Below are 20,975 nucleotides of genomic sequence, written 5' to 3'. Positions count from 1 at the left end.
TGCCAAAGTTCGCCGCGGCGGAGGATTCCGACGGCTATCCATAGAAACGGCAAAGCCGCCCATCAGGCGGTTAGCTTCCATATCGCGGCGGCGTTCTCGCCAAGAATTTTTTGCTGATCTTCGGCGGTGAAGAAGGGAATCTTCTCGCGTACTAACGTCAGCTCGTCGGCCAATGTGGGCCGTTTGTAGAAGGCGCGAGCCGGACCTGGATAGCCGGTGCCCCACAGCAAACGCGATGGCCCGAAAGCATCGTAGACCATCCGCACCCACGGCAGCGCATCGGCAAACGGATACTCGTGCGATTTGGAGACGGACGTCAGCTCCGAGACTTTGACCCGCACGTTGGGATACCGCGCCAGCGCCAGCAGCTTCTTCATCTCGGGCAGCGGATCCGCAGCGCCCAAATCGATCTGACTGAGATGATCGATCACCACCGGCACGGCCGGAAATTGCTCGATCATCATTGCCAGCTTGGGCAGCTGATCGGTGGCGACAAAGAAGTTGAAGATCGCGCCCAATTCGGTCGCTTTTTTCCACAAACGGACATGCGCCTGCGACGTCATCCAGTCGTCTTTGCCTTTGTAGTAGATCGGGCTGAAGCGCATGCCCGATAGGCCCTGCTCGGACATCCAGTAACTCAATTTATCGGCCACGTGAGGATCGACCGGATCAATTAGACCATGACCACGCAGCCGCGTAGGACAGGCGCGCACGCAATGCGCCGTGTAGCGATTATCCCAGCCGTGGCAGATTGTTTGCACCAGCACAGCATGTGTGACTGCGTTGGCGTCCATGTCGGCCAGCAACACGTCAACAGTGCCGGGCGCGTCGGGCGGTTGATAGTCACGCTGATAGGGATGGGCAAAAGGAAAGCGGCCGGGATCGTTGATCCACACGTGCATGTGTGCATCGACGACAGGACTCTTGATCTGGGAGGGCCCTGATTCCGCGGCGAAACTCCGTGCGTAGGGAATGCAGGCGAGGGAAACCGTCGACTGCGACACAGCTTTCAGGAATCGGCGGCGATTCATCACGTTTCCTCCACCATTCAAGCGCAGCGGACGAGGCATGTGGCCCCTGCGGGGAGACACGGCAAGCTCGATCTTAACTCACCATCCACCGCTGCTGCCACCGCCGCCTGAGCTGCCCCCGCCGCCGAAGGATCCTCCACCCCCTCCTCCGCCGCCACCAAATCCGCCGCCCGAACCACTGCTCCAGGTCGAGCCGCCGCCGCTGGCGAAGATATCTCCCAACACGCGTCCCCAGTACGAGATATCGGTCAGGTCGCCACGCCACACCTGGCGGTGGCGTTCGCGCTGCATCGTGGAATAGAGCAGGTACATCAAGACCGCGGCGAAGAACAGCAGCATGAACAGCGCCGCGTAGCTGGTCTCGTCGGGCACTTCATGCCGAATATCGGGCACGCCCAGCAGCTTGACGTGTTGATCGTCGGCAATCTTGTTGGCGATGGCAACGGCCATCTGCAACAGGCCTTCGGCATATTGGCCGCCGCGGAAGTATTGATCGGTGATCTTTCGTCGCAAGGTGCCACAAAAAGAATCCGGCAGGTCCCCTTCGACGCCATAGCCGGTCAAGATGCTGACCTTGTGGTCGTCTACGTCCAGGGCAATCAAAACACCGTTGTCCTTGCCCTTCTGTCCCAGCTTCCACAGGTCGAAGTGTCGCTGAGCAAACGACGCGATATCTTCGCCGTCGTCATTGTGCACGGTCAGCACTTTCACCTGTGCCGTGGTTTTTTGTTCGAGCTCTTCGAGATATCCTTCCAGCTTTTGCTTCGTGTCCGCGTCGATGACGTGGGCCTCGTCTACGATGCGCGTGCCAGGATCGCGCACCGTAACCTCGGCCCGCGCATGCGCGGCCAAGGCCACGGCGATCAGTGCCACGCATAGCACGTTGCTCGCGGTCGGCCTACCAGCCATCGGAAAGATGTCCCAGAGCCTCGATATCGTCGTACAGTTTTTCAAAGACCAACCAATCGATCGAGGCCGGCGCTTCGAACGCCTGGCGAATCCCGGGCAGGTGCCGCCCGGCCAGATTCTCGACTTCGACCAGCACGGCGGTAGCCTGCAACGGTTCGCGGCGGTTCTTCAACCAGAGCAGCCCCCGCAATACGCGCAGCACGCTGTAAATCGTGGGCGTCGCGGCGCGCCGCAACGCGGCCTCGCTCGCGCCGTCGGCCACCACGGCCTGCCGCATGCCGACGGCCAGCACTTTCAACTCGCGCTCGCATTGCAGACGCACGTGCGCCGCTTCCGGCGCGATGCTAGCGAAATAGTCTTCGCCAAACAGCACCAGCCGCCGCTCTTGCACCTCGATCAGCTCCAGCGGAAATGTATCGAGCGACGCTTGCAGGAATTCCGGCGTCGTCACCAGCGGGGCCGTGATGTAATTGCGGCCGAAGCGGTATCCTTCGGTAGAAATTTTTCGCAGGATGCCCAGCCCCACGGCGTCGATGAAGAGAACATTGCGAATCGTGTGTACGCTGGCATCAAAACCCGGCCCGGCAATCGCCCCATACAAGGTCAGGCCCAATACGTGTGGGCTGCCAAAATCACTTAGCCGCTCGGCGTAATGCCGCAGTGGTTCACGAAACGCCTCGGGCAGGCTATTCAGTCCGGGCAAATCCATAACCGTGGCTCGCGGATCTCAGACGAGGTGTTCGGTGGCGTGTTCGCGCCGCTGATTCTCGGTTACCTGCAAGATTCTCGCAAGCACACCGCGCCGCACGCTCTCGCATCACAGGGTCGCTTGTATCCCGACCGATGCCAGCGACAACTTCCGCAGAACTCTTCAAGCAAAATTCCTTCGCCAGCTGGCGACCACTTAGTCAATACTGACTACTGCGAATCCCCTCCGTTCGGCACGGCTCGTAACGTGTAATACGCCTCGGCCGGAAAGAACGGTTCCCCCGGCGGTGCGAGATTCTTGACGCGAATTTCGTAAACGAAGCCAGCACGCAGCGGGTCGACTTCGATTCTCGCGCTCTGTCCATCTGCGGATAGATTCACGGCGCGAACGCGCAAATCCTGGCGATCGATGTCCGGTCCGCCATAGTCCGCCGTCGGGATGCGCCGATACGAGACAACCGAGTAGTTGGCCGGCTTCGCGGCGGCCTGCTGCACGACTGGCGCGGCAAATTGAATGGTAAATCCGTCGGCCGCGGCACGCACTACCGCGATGCCGCCAGGAAGTGGCCCGTGGGGGCGCAGCCGAACGATCGAACCCGTGTTCTGGCCGGCGCCCCAACCACTGTCACGCATGTTGCCGACATACAACGACCCATCCGGCGCAATCGCGCACGCAATGGGACCCTCGAACGTGTCGGCGCCTTCGGCCGGCTCGATACTGAGTGGATAGACGGCTCCCTGGTACGTCGTGCCGACCATCTCGAGGCTCATGCGGACCAGACGTCGCGTGTCGTACTCGCAACCGACCAGATGCCCCTCCCACGGCCCGAACATGTCTTTTCCAGATTGTGCGCGCAACGCGGCAGGCGTTTCCAGAAAACAAATGCCGTTGACGCTGCGGGTCCAGGGGTGAGGAATCTCGACGGCCGGATCGCGGCGCTCGGGCGCGGCGGCGTGGCTTTCACTCTTGTGGAAGAAACCATAATGCGCGCCCGGCACCAGGTGGTTCAGTTCGTTAAACGGGTTGTAGTTTCCTTGGTTGTCGGTGGCGAACAGTGCGCCCGCGCGATTGATGGCCAAACCCATGGGAAAGCGCAAACCCGCGCAGAAGGGCTCGACCGCATAGCGGCGTGGATCATCGGACGTCGGCGTGCGCGGCAGCAGGTGCAATCCTTGACCGCGCATCAAGGCCGACGCATCGCTACGTTGATTCTGTCGGCATGGCAGCGCGACGTAATACCCATCGGCACCGTCGCCGACCAGCCCCACGGCCCAATCGTGATAGTCCTCGGTATGCCCCCACCCGTCGGCCACGACTTCGGTACGCTGCGCATATCCTTGGGCATCGAATTCCGATAGCCGCAGTAGGCCGTTCTTATTGATGACGTCGACGGCATCGCCGCGATCGGCCAGCCCATAGGGCGCCGCCAATTCATCGGAAAGAGGCCGCAAGCCGTCGGGCAATCCGTCGCCGTCGCTGTCGGGCGCCAACCAAACTTGCCCCTTGAGCGAGGCGAACATGAGCGTGCCGTCGCGCCGCCAGGCAAAACCGGTGGGCATCTCGGTGATGGGCAGCGGTAACCTTATTCCGTCGAAGCCCGGCACGCACGCCAGTTGCACCGCAGGGCGCGCCGCGGGTGCGGGCAATCGCGTCGGATAACGATCGGCCGCAACCTCGCTTGTATATTCCGCTTTGAAAATGATCACCTTCGCGTCACGGTTCGCCACCAGACGCGCCACCGGCGATCCCGCCTCAACCGCCAGCGCGGCCGCCGGTTCGACCAACCGCACCGTTACCTGACCTGCTGCGCCATCCGTTGTCGTGAAGGACTGTCCCAGGATTCGACCCGCCACGTCCGCTAGCAACAGCCGCCATTGAATCTCGACGTCCGCAGGCGCGCGCTGGATCTCAATGCGACGACGGAATCCGTTCCGCACGTTCGGCGTATTGGCTGGAATGGCATTTACCGTTTGTGTCACGTGCAGTTCGCAGCGGTGACCTTCGCCGGCCGAATCGAATGCCAACCGATAATCAAACGCCACACCACCTGGCACATGCCGCCACGCATCCAGTTCGGCCGCGCACTGTCTAGAGCGAATCGGATCCCTAACTCGACCTGACTGTCGGATGGTGAGTTCGCTCGCGCCGCGCGACGCAATCGCCAGCACGTGCGTACCCCCTGGCTCCCAAAACCAACGCTTTCCCTCGGTCCGTTCGCGGGCAACGTCACCCAACCACCAGCCGGCCAGCCGGTTCTCTTCGCAATCGAACAAAACGGAGTGACGATTCGGCAGCCCAAGCACCAGCGGCCGCACGAAGGCCCGCTTGTCGACGCGCAATACATCGGTCAGCACGGCCGCAGGCTCTGGCTCGTCAGACATATTGCGCGTGCGCACCACGCGCAGCGCGCCGGCCGCAGGGGGCGTAAAGCCGGGACGATTCAAGACATGCCAGACCGCGGCAAGTTGATCGGCCAGCGCATCGTCAAGCACGCCGGGTACAGGAATCTCGATTGCCGGCATTTCCATGCGAGGCACAATCCTCGCGGGATTGCGCACCCAGCGATCAAACCAGGCGCGACGTATCCGTTGCCCGACCAGCGAAAGATCAGTCCCCAGCGCGGCCAGATTGTCTTGCTTGGGAATCGACTTGCCAATCTGGTGACAGCTCGCGCAGCCAAATCCTTCGGACGTAACCAGGCGACGTCCGGCGACCGATAACGACTCATCATCGAGCGGCCGTTCGGCAAAGCTGCCACGCGCGGGCATACCGTGCTCGGGCAAACGATCGGCTGCGATCAACCAATCAGCAAGGGCTTCGACCTCGCCCGCGACGAATGCAAATCGCGGCATGCGGATTTTGAGCCATGGGCGGCGTGGCGGCACCGTCGTTGTCACAGCCTGCAGAATGGCGGCACGCTCGAGTTTGTCGCCGATATCGTCGAGCGAAGGGGGTGCCAGCGCTGCCAGGGCGCGTGCCAGTTCAGGATGCGCTGCGGCAACCGCGGGCAATCGCTCGGCAATACCCGGCGCCAAACCACGACTATGACAGCCCGTGCAGTTACGTTCGGCAAAGATCCGCGCGCCATCGAACGGGTGATTGGAGGTAGGATCGCGCCCGTCGTCGTGTCGCGGCGCAGCATCGTGCGACATTTCGCTCAGGTAGGCGATAATAGCCTCACGCTGTTCGGGACGAAGCCGATAGCCGGGCCGGGCATGCGCGACGTCAGGCTCGCCGAGGCAGCTACGGTTCCAATCGGTTTGTTTCGGCAAACGCCGCCGCTGCGGCGCGGCTAAAGCGGCAGGTTTCGCGCCTGGCGCGGCAGGCAGTGCGTGGCAGGCGCCGCAATGATGGGCCGTGACAAGTTGAACGCCCCGCTGCACGTCACCGTCCTGGTTTTCCTCGATTTCGTCATTCGGCGGTGGCTTGCCCGGCTGCTCGTCGACGCGCGCCGCCAGATAGGCCGCCAGATCCCGGCGCTCATCATCGTCGAGCGGAAACACAGGCATCCGATGGGCAGGGTTCGACTGCGCCGGGTCGGCAAGCCACCGCGTGAAAAAGTCAGGCGGTCGTTTGCCACCGACCGTTGATAGATCGCCGCCGCCAGCCAGGCGTGGCGATCCCAGGTCGCCCATCACATGGCACGCCAGGCACCCCAACGAATTGAACAGCTGCTCGCCCGCCTGGGCATCGGCCGTGTTCTCGGAACCGTCTTCTGCGCCTTTTTGGGCGCTATTGTGCGCAGGATCAACGCCAGCAGTGACAGCCTTCTCGTCAAGCAAAAAGGCCACGATATGGCGCGCCTCTTCGCGGCTCAGTCCCAAGCCGGGCATGCGAAACTTAACGTCGTCTATTTCCTGCGCAGCGATTCCGGCCGCAACGGCACCGTGTGCAGATTGTTTCGCATGGACGTCGGCCTGGTCGGGATCGCGCGTCGACTTCTTACCGGAATCGGCCGACGGGTGTGCCCGGCGACCGCCGATCCAATCCATGAGCCTGGCACGCGAAATATTGCCCGCCAGTCTTTCCAGCGAGGGAGCCAAGGGAGCCGGCATCACGTCGGGCAGTTCATGACAGTTGGCGCAGCGCAGCCCTCGCGCCAGACGGCGTCCCTGGGTGAATTGCTCGTCGGCCGAGGGCTGCGGATCGTGAAACAAATATCGCTCGGGAATTCGCTCTAACTGGAACCGCGCGCCCGACCAATACAGGCCAAGCTGTGCCGCGAGGCCATGCCGACTGAATGTTATCTCGATCGTGTGGTGTCCATAATCCAAGTCGAGCGCAGCAGTGTCGAGCCACTGCGGTTCGGCGACGTCACGCTCGATGAGCAGCTTGCCATCGAGCGTCAAACGAGCTTCGCCGCCGGCCACAAACAAATGGAATGTATGAACTCCCGGTGCGACGACCAGCAACTTGCCCGTCCAACGCGCGGTGAAATCGCCAAGCAGCAGCCGCGGGTCGGCCGGCTCGTCCTTCCAGGAGAATCGCAAGGCCGTGTCGATACGCGTTACGGTTTTCGTAGCGGCCGTGTATTCGGCACGCAACCCGGCTGGCAAAACCAGTGGGCCGTTTTCATCCTCGGCTTCGTCTAATTCAGCGGCGAGATTCCCGGCGTGCGGATTCTGGCTGCCCGACTCTGCAATACGTGCCGGCTCGGCCGCGCCGATGGACGCGCGAAAGGAGATGATGACGGCAATTGCGATGATCCGGCAGGACACGCGAGCGAGCCGCGGCACATTTTCAGTCATGTCGCGCGATTCCACCAAAAGTTTCACTCCCCGCGGATGGGCGTGATCCGCACGCTCTTCAGGTCCATCAAGGATCCGTCGATCTTGCCCGTGGGTCGCAGCACGGCCTGATAGCGTCCGGGCTTGAGCGTGGCGCGGCCCAGCGTGAGCTGCCGGTAGCTATCCCAATTGCCGGTGCCGGGCACCTTGCCGCCGAAGACCGTATCTCCTACCACCAGCTCATAGCTGTTGCCGGCTACCGAGTCGTCGCAGGCGTAGTCGATGCGGACGACGTATTTGCCTTTCTTCACGACTTCGAAATTCCACACCGCATGATCGCTAGCGCTACCCCACATGCCGAGATTGCGATATACCGGCTCATAGGCCAGCGTGTCGCCATAGATTTCACAATCGCTGGCCAGCAACCAGAACTCGCCGCGGAAATCTTCCGGCTCGACCAGCTTCGGCTCGTTGCCATCGAACACGCGGCGCGGCGGACGCGTCGTCGACAGGTAGGCCATCAGATCAGCGAAATCGCTCGGGCTGACATCCTTCTCCAAGCCCTCGGGCATCAGCGACCGGCCACTGCTGGCCAACTCGTCGAGATCCGCGCGCAGAATCGTGGTTTGTTTCCCTTCCTGACCGACGAGCGTGATGCTTGCACCAGTTTCGGCTGAGATCATGCCCGTATAGGTCAAGCCGGCGGATGTAACAGCGGTGTAGTTGACGAATTTGCTTTCGACGGCACGGTTCGGGTCTAGAATGGCCACGAGCAGGGCCTCGCTCGATTTATCCGTGAGCGCGGCAAGATCCGGGCCGACGGCATTACCTACTTCGCCCAGGCGATGACAGACCGAGCAACTCTTCTTGAACACGGCTTTGCCACGCTCGCTATTGCCTGCCGTGCCGAGCGCCGCGCGATATTCCTCGATAACGGCTTGCCTGTTCGAGTGGCTGGACGAGGCCAGCAGCTTTTCTGTGCGGGCGTGAATCGCCTTGTCGCGGTATTCGACCAGCCGTTGTCGCCGGGCGGCGTCGATCTCGCCCGCGCCGATACGGCCGCTTTCGATCTCGTCGAGCAGGGCGTTGATCCACGCTTCGCGCCGCAGCAAGCTGTCGAGCACCTGCCCGCGCAAGTCGGCGCCAAAACCCTTCCAACGGGCGAGCAAAACGCCTGGTACGCGCGCGTCATCCAATTGTGCCAGCGCCGCGATCGCGGCAGTCTGCAATTCGGCTGAATATCTCGGTACCAATAACGCGGCCATCAGCTCGATGTCCGCTTGCTGCTGGTCAGTGCCACGACCGAGCAGGCCAAGAGCTACGATGCGTTTTTCGTCCGCGCCGCTGTCATCTTTCACGATCGCACGGGCCCAAACGAACATCGGCGTCAGGCGATCCAACCCTGCATTGAGAGCTTCGTCTGACTTGGCGCGAAATTTCGCCAGGCCAGAATTGCGCCGATCGAGCGTATCGAGCAGACCTGATAACGCGGCGACCTGCCACGTGGCATATTGCCCATCACGCGGCTCCGCCACTGCCGACAGTAACCGTACGAGTGCCCTGGCATCGTCGAACGCCGTGGCCATGGCCAGCAACTTCTCGAACAGCTCGGCCAGATGTTCTTGGCCGGTGGTTGCCGCCAAAACGGCGGTGACCACGCCGTCGAGCTGCTCGCGTCCTACCGAACTGAGGATGGCAGCCGAGATGTACGGATCGTCGACGTTCGCCACGGCCATCTTGCCCAGGGCTTCGCCCGCGCGCCGATCGCGCCATTCTCCCAGGCTATAACCTAGTTGCAGGCGAACTTGCGCGTCCGAGTCGTCGGTAAGACGCAATGCGGCGTCGGCCACCGCAGTCGAGCGAGCCAGCCACGGCTCTGACAGGCGAAGCGCGTGGCGGCGCACGCCCCCTTCACCGTCGCGCAGGCCGACGAGCAGCGTTGCCTCGTCAATGGCCGATAGTCCATCAAGCGTACACAGCGCGTGCAAGCGCGCCAGCGCGCGAGCCGACGTTTGCACGGTTTGCTTCAATCGCGGCACGGCCGCCGCGTCGGCGCGCCACACGAGCATCTGTTGCGCCATGTCGCGCTGCCAGCCGTTGGGACTATCGAGCGCCGCGACCAGGCCGGCCGTGTCGAGCTTGTCGAGCCGTGCGATGGGCCGCGGCGGCGTCCCGACGGGATAGACGCGATAAATGCGCCCCATGGTATCGCCAGCTCGCAGGTCGAGTCGCTTCCGCCACTCATCGGGAATGTATTCCGGATGCTCGATCACGGCGCGATACATGTCGGCTACCCATAGCGCGCCGTCAGGCCCTGTGCGCAGCATGGTGGGCCGACACCAATTATCGCTCGACGCCAGAAACTCGGACTGTTGCTCGTCATCCGCACGGCGGCTGACAAAGCGAACTTCCTCGCGCGTCATTACCTCGCGATGCACGAGATTGTGGACTGGTTCGCTAACGTAGGCGTTGCCGACAAATCCCGGGCCGAACAAATCGTCGCGATAGACCATCGCCCCGCAGGCCGACGTGAAGCGGTTTACTACGTTGAAATCGTTGAATCGCGGCATGGTCCTGCTGAGCGGGAATACCGGTGCCGCGCCCGGTGCGATCGATACATCCAACCGCGCGTTGGGCGCCGCCAAGAAACGGTTCCGCCGCAGATATCGATCGTCGAGCACGAACTGATACATGGGCTCGCTATTGCTGGACCCGAACCAGTTGCCCCAATCGTCGCGAACTCGCGTGAATTGCGACTGACCAAGCAGCAAATCGAGCGCGCCAGTGTCGGGCTGAATGCGGAAATCGCGGAAGCTGAGCGGGATCTTGTCGCCGGTCTTGGTCGATTCGATCTGTCCGCCACTGTCGCCGTTGGCGCAGTGCAGCCAATTGTCGAGCCCGAACGTCAGCCCATTCACGCGATGCTGCTGGTTCCCCTCGCCGAACCCGTGGAACAGAATTTCGCGCACATCGGCGCGGCCGTCTCCGTCGGTATCCTCGGCATAGATAATGTCGGGCGCAGCTGTGACGAGGATTCCCTTGCGCCATACCTTGACGCTATTGGGAAAGGCCACGCCGTCGAGAAACACCGTAGCTCGGTCATAACGGCCATCGCCGTCGGTGTCTTCCAGGCACTTAACATGACCGGCCGGCTTGCCATCTTTATCCAAGCCTGACGGATAGTCGACCATCTCGGCGACCCACATACGGCCGTCAGGCCCCCAGTCGAATGCCACGGGATCGACCACCAGCGGTTCGGCCGCGGCCAGGTCGACCGTAAAGCCAGGGCGCACCCGCATCGACCGCAGCGAAGCAGCCGGCGGCTTAGCCTGGGGCTCGACATCCATTAGCCACTCGGCGAACGAGCGCCGGTCGACCAGGTCCTTGAGCTTGTCGGTCGATTCGTTGATGACCCACATATGGCGTGCGGCGAACCAGGCCCCATTGTTGGTGCCGTCGTGAACGATGCGCGGCACCTCGCCGGCCGCGCCGGTACGATTGCCTTGAACGACATGATGCCAATCGATTGATCCTGGGCGGAACAAATGCACTGAGTAATGCACATCATTGGAGAAGACGATATCGTCGTACGAATCTTCGTCGACGTCGACGAAGCGCAGGCCCGCGTCGCGGCCCGCAGCGTCGACGATCGAAGTAAAATGGGGCAGCCGGGGTGACGACGCGGGCCGCTGCCAAGCGCTCTGTTCTTCATCGAACGCAAAGATTGCCTGCTGCGTGTCGTTCGAGAGCAACAGTTCGCACGTGCCGTCGCGATCGAGATCGCGCAGCCGCACGCCCCGGTCGCGGCCACCGGCGCTCGTAGCCACGGGGCCGCTCACCAAGGGCAACCCGGCCAACAAATCGTCGTCCTTTTGCCAGCTTCCGTCGCGGAACGTCCAGGCGTGACGAACGCTTTCGTTGGCGATCAGCATCGATGCCGCGCCCCCGGCGCGCACCACGCCAAAGCGAGCACCGGCGTCGCGATGGCCCCCCTGCTTATCGACTTCGACCAGCATGGCTGGGAATTCGCCGACCTGCCACGCCTTTTTGTCGGTGGACCAGACGCGCGTTTGCTTTAGGCGCTCGTTGCCGATGACCGCGTCGAGATACCCGTCCTGGTCGAGATCCAACAGCCGTGCGCCGTTGTCGGCGCCATCAGGGGCGCGCAAAGCCTGCCCCCCCAACACGTTTTTTTCCAACCGTGCGAGTGCCTCGCGAAAATTGAGAAACTTCACCCGGCGACCATACTTTGTCACCGCGTAGTCGATCAATTCGATGACCTGTTCGCTGCGAATCCATTGGTGAGGATGGAACACCAGCGTAAATGTTCCCTGTTTGACAACCGTGGCGTCGAGCGCCGCTTGCCAATCGGCCACCGTCTGCGGATTGTTCGGCCTTTGCAGATGTTGGGCCGACCAGTCGCTGGGGACGACGCAAGGAAACTCCCAGCACAGGCGACCGATCACATAAGGATATGGATAATCGTCGATCCGATTTACAAATGTGCGATCTGTCGGCAGGTAGCGGCGAAAACGCTCGTGCCCCTGAGCGTCTAACACGGCCTCGCGCGGCAAGCGCGGGTCCGCCGGCGTAAAGAGCTGAAAAACCGAGGAGTCGATCGCCAGGTAATTCCCCGCCGGCGTCCTGCGATTGAATATCTCGGCAAAGAACCGTGGGCTGGGAGTATTCAACGAATCGCAGCACGGCATGCGGAACGCGACCGGCTTATTGCGTGGCACGCTCGCTAGCAGATCGACGCAACGATCGTAGTCTCCCTTCGCCTTTTCCAGATCGCCGCCGGCCAGCAGCGGGCAAGGGTGCGTGTCTGTGTGCGTCTCCAGGCTCACGCCTTCCGCCAGCCAGCGCTGCAAGTGCGGCTCGTCCTGCTTGATCTGGTTGGTCATGATGCTCAGCGGAGCGCGACCTTCGATCTGCTTGAGCCGTTCGAGGATGGGACGCAGGAAGGCTTCCCACTTTTCGTGGCCGCGCATGTCGTCGATGGCCAACACGACCACGGCCTCGACCCCTGGCTCGCCCACCCATTGCGGTGTGGCCAAAACCGGCAGATCGCGCGACGCGTAGTACGGATCGGTCGAATCCAGATAAGTCAGCCGATTTCCATCAGCCCACGCGGTGGCCGGCGCGAGACACGCCAACACTCCCAGCCAGAGAGCTACGGCAATACGCATGAAAGGTCCTTAACGCACGTGCAGGGCGAAAATTCGGGCGAGGGGCCTGGCCGAAGCGCCGCTTGGCTTACCAGATAATTGTAATCCGCCAATCGCCCCCTGGCCAAAGGGGGGGCGGCACCGCTCGCGACAGTTGTCACCACACGGGGCTAGTCTTGCTGGTTCTGTCCGTCATGACTCCCTGACCAGTCAAAGAGCCCCTGCTACACTGGGCCCGATGATCGACGCGCAGGTGCAGCTTCTATACGAACTGGGACCGGTCCTTGTGGTCCGCAAGCCGGCCGGCCTGCTGACGCAAGCGCCCCCCGGCATCGACAGCCTCGAAGCGCGCATCAAGTCCTGGATCAAATCGCGCGATCAGAAACCAGGCAACGTCTATCTCGGCGTGCCCCATCGCATGGATCGGCCGGTGTCGGGCGCGATGGTATTTGCGCGGCACGCCCGGGCCGCGCGACGCTTGAGCGAACAATTCGAAGGGCGCTTAATAAAAAAGATTTACTGGGCCTGCGTCGCCGGCGACGTCACTCCGGCCTCGGGCACCTGGACCGACTACGTGCGCAAGGTGCCGGGCGAGCCACGCGCCGAGTTGGTGGCCGCCGATCACCCCGAAGGGCGCGAAGCCGTGCTGCACTATCGCGTGCTGGCGACTCGCCCGTGGGGCACGTGGTTGGCGATCGAGCTCGAGACCGGCCGCACGCATCAGATTCGCATCCAAACAAGCGCGCGAGGACATGCCGTATTAGGGGATACACTCTACGGTTCGGACCGACTGTTTGGCCCTGTACACGAAGACGAGCGGCTGCGAGCGATTGCATTGCACGGCCGCAGCCTGACGTTTCGTCATCCGATGAACCAGGAGATGGTCTCGATCACCGCACCACTGGCAGCCGAATGGAGCATGCTCGATTTGCCGATTGACGACTGATTAGCCCGCCTGCCATGATCTGCTCAGGTTTGGGAATCGGCCTGTTTGCAGACCGATTCGCAACGCATGACCCTCCACAATTGTTTAACCTTTTCGCTCAATCCCGCGACTCAGAATTCAACTAGGACGTTCCAGGATGTCGACCCAATATCGCACTGTGCCGGAAGATACCGAGCGGATGCCCAGCGGCGTCCCGTACATCATCGGCAACGAGATGGCGGAGCGATTCAGCTACTACGGCATGCGGTCCATCCTGGTCGTGTACATGACGAAGTTCCTACTGGACGCCTCGGGCAGCTTGGACCTCATGACCGAGGATCAGGCCACGGCCAATACGTCCTGGTTCTATTCAGCCGTCTATTTCTGCCCGATGCTCGGAGCATTACTGTCCGACGGATTGCTGGGCAAATACCGCACGATCTTTTGGGTCTCGCTTATCTACTGCCTGGGGCACCTGGTACTCTCCATCGGCGGAACCGCGCCCGGTAATGCCTTAGGCTTGTCGCCACGCGTCGCGTTGGCCGTCGGATTGGGATTGATTGCCCTGGGCTCGGGTGGGATTAAGCCGTGCGTGTCGGCCAACGTGGGCGATCAGTTTGGCCCGCGGAACGCGCACATGATGGAGCGCGTCTATTCGTGGTTTTATTTCTCGATCAACTTTGGCTCATCGTTTTCGACGATCCTTATACCTTGGCTGCTGCATAAGCATGGACCGCACGTCGCCTTCGGCTTGCCAGGCATTTTGATGGGATTGGCAACTCTGATTTTCTGGATGGGTCGAAAGAAGTTCGTGCATGCCCCGCCGGGCGGCCTGGACTTTGTTCGCGAGGCTATCACGCCGGCAGGCTTGCGTGCATTGCGCACGCCCGTGATTGTCACGCTATTCGTGGCCATTTTTTGGTCCCTATACGATCAAAGCAGCACAAAGTGGATTTTGCAGGCCGACAAGATGGACCGGCATGCCTTTGGCACCGAATGGCATTCTGAACAGGTACACACGCTGAACCCGATTCTGATATTGATCTTCATTCCGATCTTTTCTTACGCCATCTATCCGGCAGTGAATCGGGTGTTCCGTTTGACGCCGATACGCAAGATCGCCATTGGCCTGTTTCTTACCGCCCTGGCATTCGTCATCTCGGCGTGGATCCAAACGATGATCGAGCGCGGCGAAACACCGACTATTTATTGGCAAGGGCTGGCCTACGTGGTGCTCACGTCGGCCGAGGTGATGGTCTCGATCACCGGCTTGGAATTCTCTTACACCGTGGCCCCCAAGAACATGAAGTCGGTGGTGATGGCGATTTGGCTGTTGTCGAACTCGTTGGGCAACGTCGTCACGGCCGCCGTCAACACGGTTATTCAGAAAACGGACGGCACGAGCAAGCTCCCCGGCGCCAGCTACTACTGGTTCTTTGTGGGATTAATGATCGTGGCCGCCACGGGCTTTGCGCTGGTCTCACTGACCTTCCCAAAAACGCATCCCCGTGACGACGAGCCGGCGGCGGCGTAACCTAGTCCGCACCGGCACGACGACCTTCGACGTTGAGCGATGGCGGTTTCGTCGAGAGTATCGGGCCGGAATGCCGCCCGCGGGGATTCTCCGGTGAAAGCCAGCATCCCCACTCCCAATATTCTCATCGATCCGGCGAATTGAGACTTGAGACCCGAGCCTAGTGGGACTCAAGCGTGTCTTGCGGGCAGAATCCTGGCACTAAGTGCGACCCCGACGGCCTGCCGGCCGGGGTCGCGGCTGCAATGGTTCTCCAAGCCTGGTTGGTTTACGATTCGTGCGGAGGCCGACTTCCTGGGCGGTTGTCCTGGGATTTCTGGCGCGGCGTTCGGCCCTCCGATTCCTTTAGTCTCTTTAGAAGGACGTGAGGTACTCCATGCGACACTCATGGCATTCGCTGGCATTGGTCGTGCTGGCGCTACCGTCGATCGCGACTGCCGCACCCCCAAATGCGGCCCCCACCAAGGTCGCGTCGTTCACGCTCAAGGATTATCACGGGCAGCCGTTCGAACTAGACAAGGCCGCCAACGGCAAGGTGGTCGTGCTGGCGTTCCTGGGCACCGAATGTCCGCTCGCCAAGCTCTACGCGCCGCGCTTGGCCCAACTGGCCAACGACTATCAGTCGCGGGGCGTCGTGTTCGTGGGCATTGACTCCAATCGTCAGGACGCGGCGACCGAGATAGCGGCCTATGCCCGCCAACACGGCCTGGAGTTCCCGATCCTCAAGGATCTGAACCAGGTGGTGGCCGATCAGGTCGGCGCCACGCGCACGCCCGAAATCGTGGTGCTGGATGCCTCGCGCATAGTGCGCTACCGCGGCCGGATTGACGATCAATACGGACTGGTGAAGGACGCCGGCTATCAACGCAAAGAACCGACGCGTCGCGACCTGGCCACGGCGCTCGACGAAGTGCTGGCTGGCAAAACGGTCAGCCGGCCCACGACCGAGGTCAGCGGCTGCTTGATCGGCCGCGATCGCAAGCCCGCGGCCCACAGCGACGTCACCTATTCGAACCAGGTGGCGCGGATCCTCAACGACAACTGCGTCTTCTGCCATCGTCAGGGACAGATCGCTCCCTTTACGCTCACCAGTTACGAAGACGCCGCCGGTTGGGCCAGCATGATCGAAGAAGTGGTTGGCACTGGACGCATGCCCCCATGGCATGCCGATCCGCATTTCGGCCATTTCAAGAACGATGCGCGGTTGAGCGACAGCGACAAGGCGACGATCGCACGCTGGGTCGCCGCCGGCGCGCCCGAAGGCAATCCCAAAGACCTGTCCAAGCCGCCGAAGTTTGCCGACGGCTGGATGATCCCCGAGCCGGATGAAGTCGTCTACATGGCCGACAAGCCCTACGATGCGCCGGCTACCGGCGTTGTTGAATATCAAATGTTCTCAGTCGATCCGGGCTGGACCGAGGATAAATGGATCAGCGCCATTGAGCCGCGGCCGGGCAACCCGGCGATCGTGCATCACATCCTGATCTTCGCGATCGCGCCCGATGGGCGAGGCCCGGGCGGCCTTGGCACGGGCAACGACTTTGTGGCGGCTTTCGCCCCCGGGTTGCGGCCCGAGCCGCTGCCAACCGGTATGGCGCGCAAGGTGGCTGCCGGATCAAAGCTCGTCTTCCAAATGCACTATACGCCCAATGGTACGACGCAGCAGGACCGCAGCTATCTGGGTATCAAGTTTGCCGACCCCAAGACTGTGAAGCAAGAAGTCGTGGTCACGAGCGCCGTGAACTTCGTGTTTCAGATTCCACCCGGCGCCGATGATTTTGGAGTCAAGTCGCGCTACATCTTCAAGAAAGACACGACGCTGCTGACGCTGATGCCGCACATGCACCTGCGCGGCAAGGCGTTTCGCTACGACGTGACTTATCCGGATGGCAAGAACGAAACGATCCTCTCGGTGCCGCAATACGATTTCGGCTGGCAGACCAATTACCGCTTGGCCGAGCCAAAGCTGCTGCCCACCGGCACCCGCATGGACTGCGTGGCCGAGTTCGACAATTCGGACCACAACCTGAACAATCCGGACTCGAAGGCCACAGTCGGTTTCGGTGACCAGACCTTCGAAGAGATGATGATTGGCTTCTTCGAGGTTGCCGATCCGCATCAAGATCTGACGAAGCCGCTGGGCCAGCAAGAGAACGTACGCGAGCCGTCGCGCGTCGAGCAGTTCTTGATCGTCATGAAAGCCACGGGAGGCGATCCTGACGACAACCTGAAGGCCGCCACGCACATGGCGTTGACAGACGCCCAATGGTTCGGACGCTTCGGCTTTATCTTGCCGGTCACTGTGCCACAGGTCGACCGGGTGTGCATGACGGCGATCGACGACGGCAAGCTGGTGCAAAAGTTTGGACCGTTCCAAGGCCAACTCCGCGAACAAGACGGTAAGGCAGCCCCGCCGCCTGACACCATCCGCAGCGTGCTCCCCACGGTCGACGTCGCCGGCGAGCCCTTGGCAGATTACGCCCAAGGGGACAAGCCGGTGGCCATCACCGACCTGTCGAAAGTCAAAGGTGCGCTCTTCGAGAAGATGGCCGCACGTGGGGCCAAGTCCAGCTTGCACGTGCCGGTAACGCTCTCGGGCAAGCGTGCCACGATCAACTTCTGGAGCACCGACCCGGCTGCCTTCCCGCAGCCGGCGGTGCAACTGCTGTCGGCATTATCGCAGGCCATGGCGGCGCCCAAGCCGCAGGCCGGGCAGCAGGCCGCCGCCGAATAAGTCGACGCTCTACCGCTCTGCAAAGGGCGATCCTCGACAACCGTCGTGACGTAATAGAACCGGGTGCCCGCGCAAAGCTGCACGGGACACCCGGTTTTTGTTGCGCGACGCTGCCCACGGCGCGCGGGGCAAGAACTCGACTATCTGGCCTTCCACTTCACCGGTTTACAGCACATCGGCCTTTGAGTCTCAGCGCCAGGCCCGCTAGACTACGGCGCAACGCGACTGTGCAAATTAAGCCGCGCGATCCCAGACATGCCAATGAATTTGCGGGTCGCGCCTGCTGACTGACAATTTACCGACCGCTCGCTCTCGATTGTGAGTGGTGCCGTTCACCGATCACACACCTGGAAACCATGATGCGATACGCACCCCAGAGATTCTCTCTGTTGATGACCCTTTTCGCGCTGACTGTGCTGACGCACAGCGGTCCGGCACGCGCCGCAGCCCCCGCGGCCAAGCCTGCCGAGGCAGCGCCGGCTGAGAAGGCGCCAGCCAGCGAAGGCAAGCTGTTCGACTATCGCGAGATCACTCTCGACAACGGCCTGAAGGTCATCACGCTGGAAGACTTTTCCTGCCCGATCGTCAATGTGCAAGTCTGGTATCACGTCGGCTCGAAGGACGAGAATCCCGAGCGGCAGGGCTTTGCGCACATGTTCGAGCACATGATGTTCCGCGGTACCGAGCGGCTCGGTCCGACCGACCACATGGACCTGGTGCGCCAGGCCGGCGGCGATTGCAACGCCTATACGTCTTTCGATCAAACAGTCTATCACGAGACGTTGGCCGCCCATCAGTTGGAGCTGGCGCTGTGGCTCGAGGCCGATCGCATGTCGGCTCTGAAAATCGATCAGAACTCGTTCGACACAGAGCGCAAGGTGGTCGAAGAAGAACGCCGCATGGGACTCAACAGCCCGTTCGGCACGGTCATGGAAAAAGTCATGGCCGAGGTTTTTCAGCAGCATCCTTATCGCTGGACGCCGATCGGCAAGATTCCGCATTTGCGTTCCGCGGCTGTGCAGGAGCTGCGCGATTTCTGGATGCGCTACTATGTGCCCAACAACGCCACGCTGATCGTCGCCGGGGCGGTCAAGCATGCCGAGGCGCAACAGCTGGCCAAACGGCATTTCAGCTGGATCCCGCGCGGGCATGATCTACCGCGAGTCGCTATCGAAGAACCCTGGCCCGCCGCCGGGCGCACCGTGACGATCACCGAAGACAATGCCCCCGCGCCGATCGTCGGCGTGCTGTTTCGCACCGTACCCATTTCGCACCCGGACCACGTGCCGTTGGCCCTGCTGACCAAGGTTCTGGTCGGCGACGACAGCAGCCGGCTGTATCGCTCGCTGGTGGCGGAAAAGAAAGTAGCCGTGCAGGCGATCGATATTTCGCAAGCGCTCGAGCAGGAAGGGCTGTTTTTTGCCGGCGCCATCATCCCTCCGTTCGGCGCCAAGCCCGAGGCCGCTATGCAGGCGCTGGAAGAGCAGATCGAAAAGCTGCGCACCGGCCCGATCAGCGAGCACGAGCTGTTGAAGGCTCGTAATCAATCGCTGCGCGCCGAGGTGATGCAGACGCTGACCGTCGAAGGAAAGGCCTCGGCCCTGGGGGCTGCCGCGGTACTCGAAGGAAACCCGGCCCGCGCCAATGACGCGCTGAACGATATCCGCCGCGTCACGGTCGAGGATCTGCAGCGCGTGGCCCGCACGTACTTGATCCCCGAGCGACAGATCAACGTAAAAATCCCAGCCAGCGCCCGCGCAACGGCCAAGAAAAACGCCGAAGAAGACGCCCCCATCACAGCCACGCCCGAGGATCAGTCCCCGCGCCCGGGCCGGCCTGGCGTAACGCGGCCGCAAGGATATTTCCCGGCGCCACCGCTAGCGGCTCCGCTCGATGTCGCGCCGCCGCCGCTGGTGTACAGCACGCACACGCTCGATAACGGCCTGAAGGTGATGATCGTTCCGAACCACGAAGTGCCGTTTGTCAGCGCCACGTTGGGCCTGCTGGCCGGCGGTTGGACCGACGAAAAGCCCGGCACCGCCTCGATGACGCTCGACATGCTCACCAAGGGAACCAAGCAGCACAACGAAGAACAACTGGCCGACGAACTGGGCACCTACGCCATCAACCTGGCGGGCACCGCCAGCATGGACTCGGCACGAGTCTCTGCCAGCTGTCTGACCGAAGAGCTGGAACGGACCCTAGGGCTGCTCGGTGAAGCGGTGCGCGAGCCGACATTCCCGGCCGACGAGTTCGACAACAACCGCGACCAGACGCTGACCAGTCTGAAAGTTTCTTCGCGCGAGCCGGCTTATGTCGCCCGCCGCGAGCTGCGCCGCAAATTGTACGGAGAACATCCCTACGCCCGCACCGCCACGGGCGAGGTTTCGAACGTCGAAGCACTGAAGCTCGATGATCTGCCGGCCTGGTGGAATAAGTTCGCCCGCCCCGATATGGCCGTGCTGATCCTGGCCGGAGATATCGACGACGCGCGTGGGCTGTCCCTGGCCAAGAAGATCTTCGGCGACTGGAACGCCGAGGGAGAGAAGCCCGACGTTAAGGTGGCAGAGCCCCCGGCGGCCAGCGCCACGCGCATCTTTCTGGTCGACCGCGACGCGTTGACACAAAGCCAGATCCAGGTCGGCCAGCTCGGCATCACGCGGCACGATCCGCGCTATGCGGCCAGCCGCGTGATCGACGGTTATTTCGGCGGCGCGTTTTCCAGCCGGCTGAACGAGACCATCCGCGTCAAGCGCGGGCTGACCTACGGCGCCAACGGCGGCTTCCACGCCCAGCGGTTCGCCGGAGATTTCACGGTCACCACGTTCAGCAAGACCGAATCGACAGCCGATGCCCTGGCGGCCGTATTTGACGAGATCCGCCGCTTGAAGAGCGAGCCCCCCACGGCCGACGAGCTGCGCAAGACCAAGGCCTACCTGGTGGGCAACTTTCCGATGGACCGCGAAACCCCCTTCCAGATGGCCGGCGAGCTGTGGCTGTTGGAAACCAACAAACTGCCCCCCACCTACTTCGAGCAGGAGCTGCGCACCGTAGCCACGGCCAGCGAGCCCGACTGCGTCAAGCTGATCGACGGAGTGGTCCACCCGGAGCGAATGGTAGTAGTCGTCGTTGGCAGCGCCGAGAAGCTAAAAGAAGGCCTGGAAAAAATCGCCCCGGTCACGGTTGTTGAGGCGACGGAGTGACATGGATTCGATCCTTCGGCAGATCACTTGTTCGA

At 62.0% G+C, this 20,975-nt stretch carries 9 protein-coding genes; 4 read left to right on the top strand and 5 right to left on the bottom strand.

Annotation, left to right across the window (positions count from 1 at the left end):
• Positions 1-62: 62 nt before the first annotated feature.
• From VGG64_26055 to VGG64_26035, 5 genes are all read right to left on the bottom strand, one after another.
• Positions 63-1,031 (bottom strand): amidohydrolase family protein, encoded by a 969-nt coding sequence (locus VGG64_26055; GenBank protein HEY1603095.1) that lies wholly within the window; start codon positions 1,029-1,031, stop codon positions 63-65.
• Positions 1,032-1,109: 78 nt separating this feature from the next.
• Positions 1,110-1,940 carry a TPM domain-containing protein gene (locus VGG64_26050; GenBank protein ID HEY1603094.1) on the bottom strand — a complete coding sequence of 277 codons (831 nt, stop codon included), beginning with the start codon at positions 1,938-1,940 and terminating at the stop codon, positions 1,110-1,112.
• On the bottom strand, positions 1,930-2,649 hold the full coding sequence (locus tag VGG64_26045; protein ID HEY1603093.1) for a hypothetical protein: 720 nt from the start codon (positions 2,647-2,649) through the stop codon (positions 1,930-1,932). The genes VGG64_26050 and VGG64_26045 overlap by 11 nt, the downstream gene beginning before the upstream one ends.
• Positions 2,650-2,858: 209 nt before the next feature.
• A complete protein-coding gene (locus VGG64_26040; GenBank protein ID HEY1603092.1) occupies positions 2,859-7,397 on the bottom strand; it encodes a c-type cytochrome in 4,539 nt (1,512 codons plus the stop codon).
• A gap of 23 nt (positions 7,398-7,420) precedes the next feature.
• Entirely contained in the window at positions 7,421-12,565 is a 5,145-nt protein-coding gene (locus VGG64_26035; GenBank protein ID HEY1603091.1) for a PVC-type heme-binding CxxCH protein, read from the bottom strand.
• A gap of 217 nt (positions 12,566-12,782) precedes the next feature.
• On the opposite strand from VGG64_26035, the gene VGG64_26030 reads away from it, so the two are divergent.
• The 4 genes from VGG64_26030 (at position 12,783) to VGG64_26015 (ending at position 20,940) form a co-directional block, all read left to right on the top strand.
• Positions 12,783-13,490 (top strand): RNA pseudouridine synthase, encoded by a 708-nt coding sequence (locus VGG64_26030; protein HEY1603090.1) that lies wholly within the window; start codon positions 12,783-12,785, stop codon positions 13,488-13,490.
• 136 nt (positions 13,491-13,626) lie between these two features.
• Positions 13,627-15,003: a POT family MFS transporter gene (locus VGG64_26025; protein ID HEY1603089.1), complete on the top strand. Its 1,377-nt coding sequence runs from the start codon at positions 13,627-13,629 to the stop codon at positions 15,001-15,003.
• A gap of 376 nt (positions 15,004-15,379) precedes the next feature.
• Positions 15,380-17,737 (top strand): redoxin domain-containing protein, encoded by a 2,358-nt coding sequence (locus VGG64_26020; protein HEY1603088.1) that lies wholly within the window; start codon positions 15,380-15,382, stop codon positions 17,735-17,737.
• A 359-nt stretch (positions 17,738-18,096) separates the two neighbouring features.
• The gene (locus VGG64_26015; GenBank protein ID HEY1603087.1) at positions 18,097-20,940 is read left to right on the top strand and encodes a pitrilysin family protein; all 2,844 of its coding nucleotides are present in this window, start codon (positions 18,097-18,099) and stop codon (positions 20,938-20,940) included.
• Positions 20,941-20,975: the final 35 nt, after the last annotated feature.

This window comes from Pirellulales bacterium (assembly GCA_036490175.1).
GTDB lineage: Bacteria > Planctomycetota > Planctomycetia > Pirellulales > JACPPG01 > JACPPG01.
This window is presented reverse-complemented; position numbering and strand designations above follow the sequence as displayed.

Coding starts and splice junctions, on each gene's coding strand:
- VGG64_26055 (HEY1603095.1), bottom strand. CDS start 1,031: ATGAATCGCCGCCGATTCCTGAAAGCTGTGTCGCAGTCGACGGTTTCC.
- VGG64_26050 (HEY1603094.1), bottom strand. CDS start 1,940: ATGGCTGGTAGGCCGACCGCGAGCAACGTGCTATGCGTGGCACTGATC.
- VGG64_26045 (HEY1603093.1), bottom strand. CDS start 2,649: ATGGATTTGCCCGGACTGAATAGCCTGCCCGAGGCGTTTCGTGAACCA.
- VGG64_26040 (HEY1603092.1), bottom strand. CDS start 7,397: ATGACTGAAAATGTGCCGCGGCTCGCTCGCGTGTCCTGCCGGATCATC.
- VGG64_26035 (HEY1603091.1), bottom strand. CDS start 12,565: ATGCGTATTGCCGTAGCTCTCTGGCTGGGAGTGTTGGCGTGTCTCGCG.
- VGG64_26030 (HEY1603090.1), top strand. CDS start 12,783: ATGATCGACGCGCAGGTGCAGCTTCTATACGAACTGGGACCGGTCCTT.
- VGG64_26025 (HEY1603089.1), top strand. CDS start 13,627: ATGTCGACCCAATATCGCACTGTGCCGGAAGATACCGAGCGGATGCCC.
- VGG64_26020 (HEY1603088.1), top strand. CDS start 15,380: ATGCGACACTCATGGCATTCGCTGGCATTGGTCGTGCTGGCGCTACCG.
- VGG64_26015 (HEY1603087.1), top strand. CDS start 18,097: ATGCGATACGCACCCCAGAGATTCTCTCTGTTGATGACCCTTTTCGCG.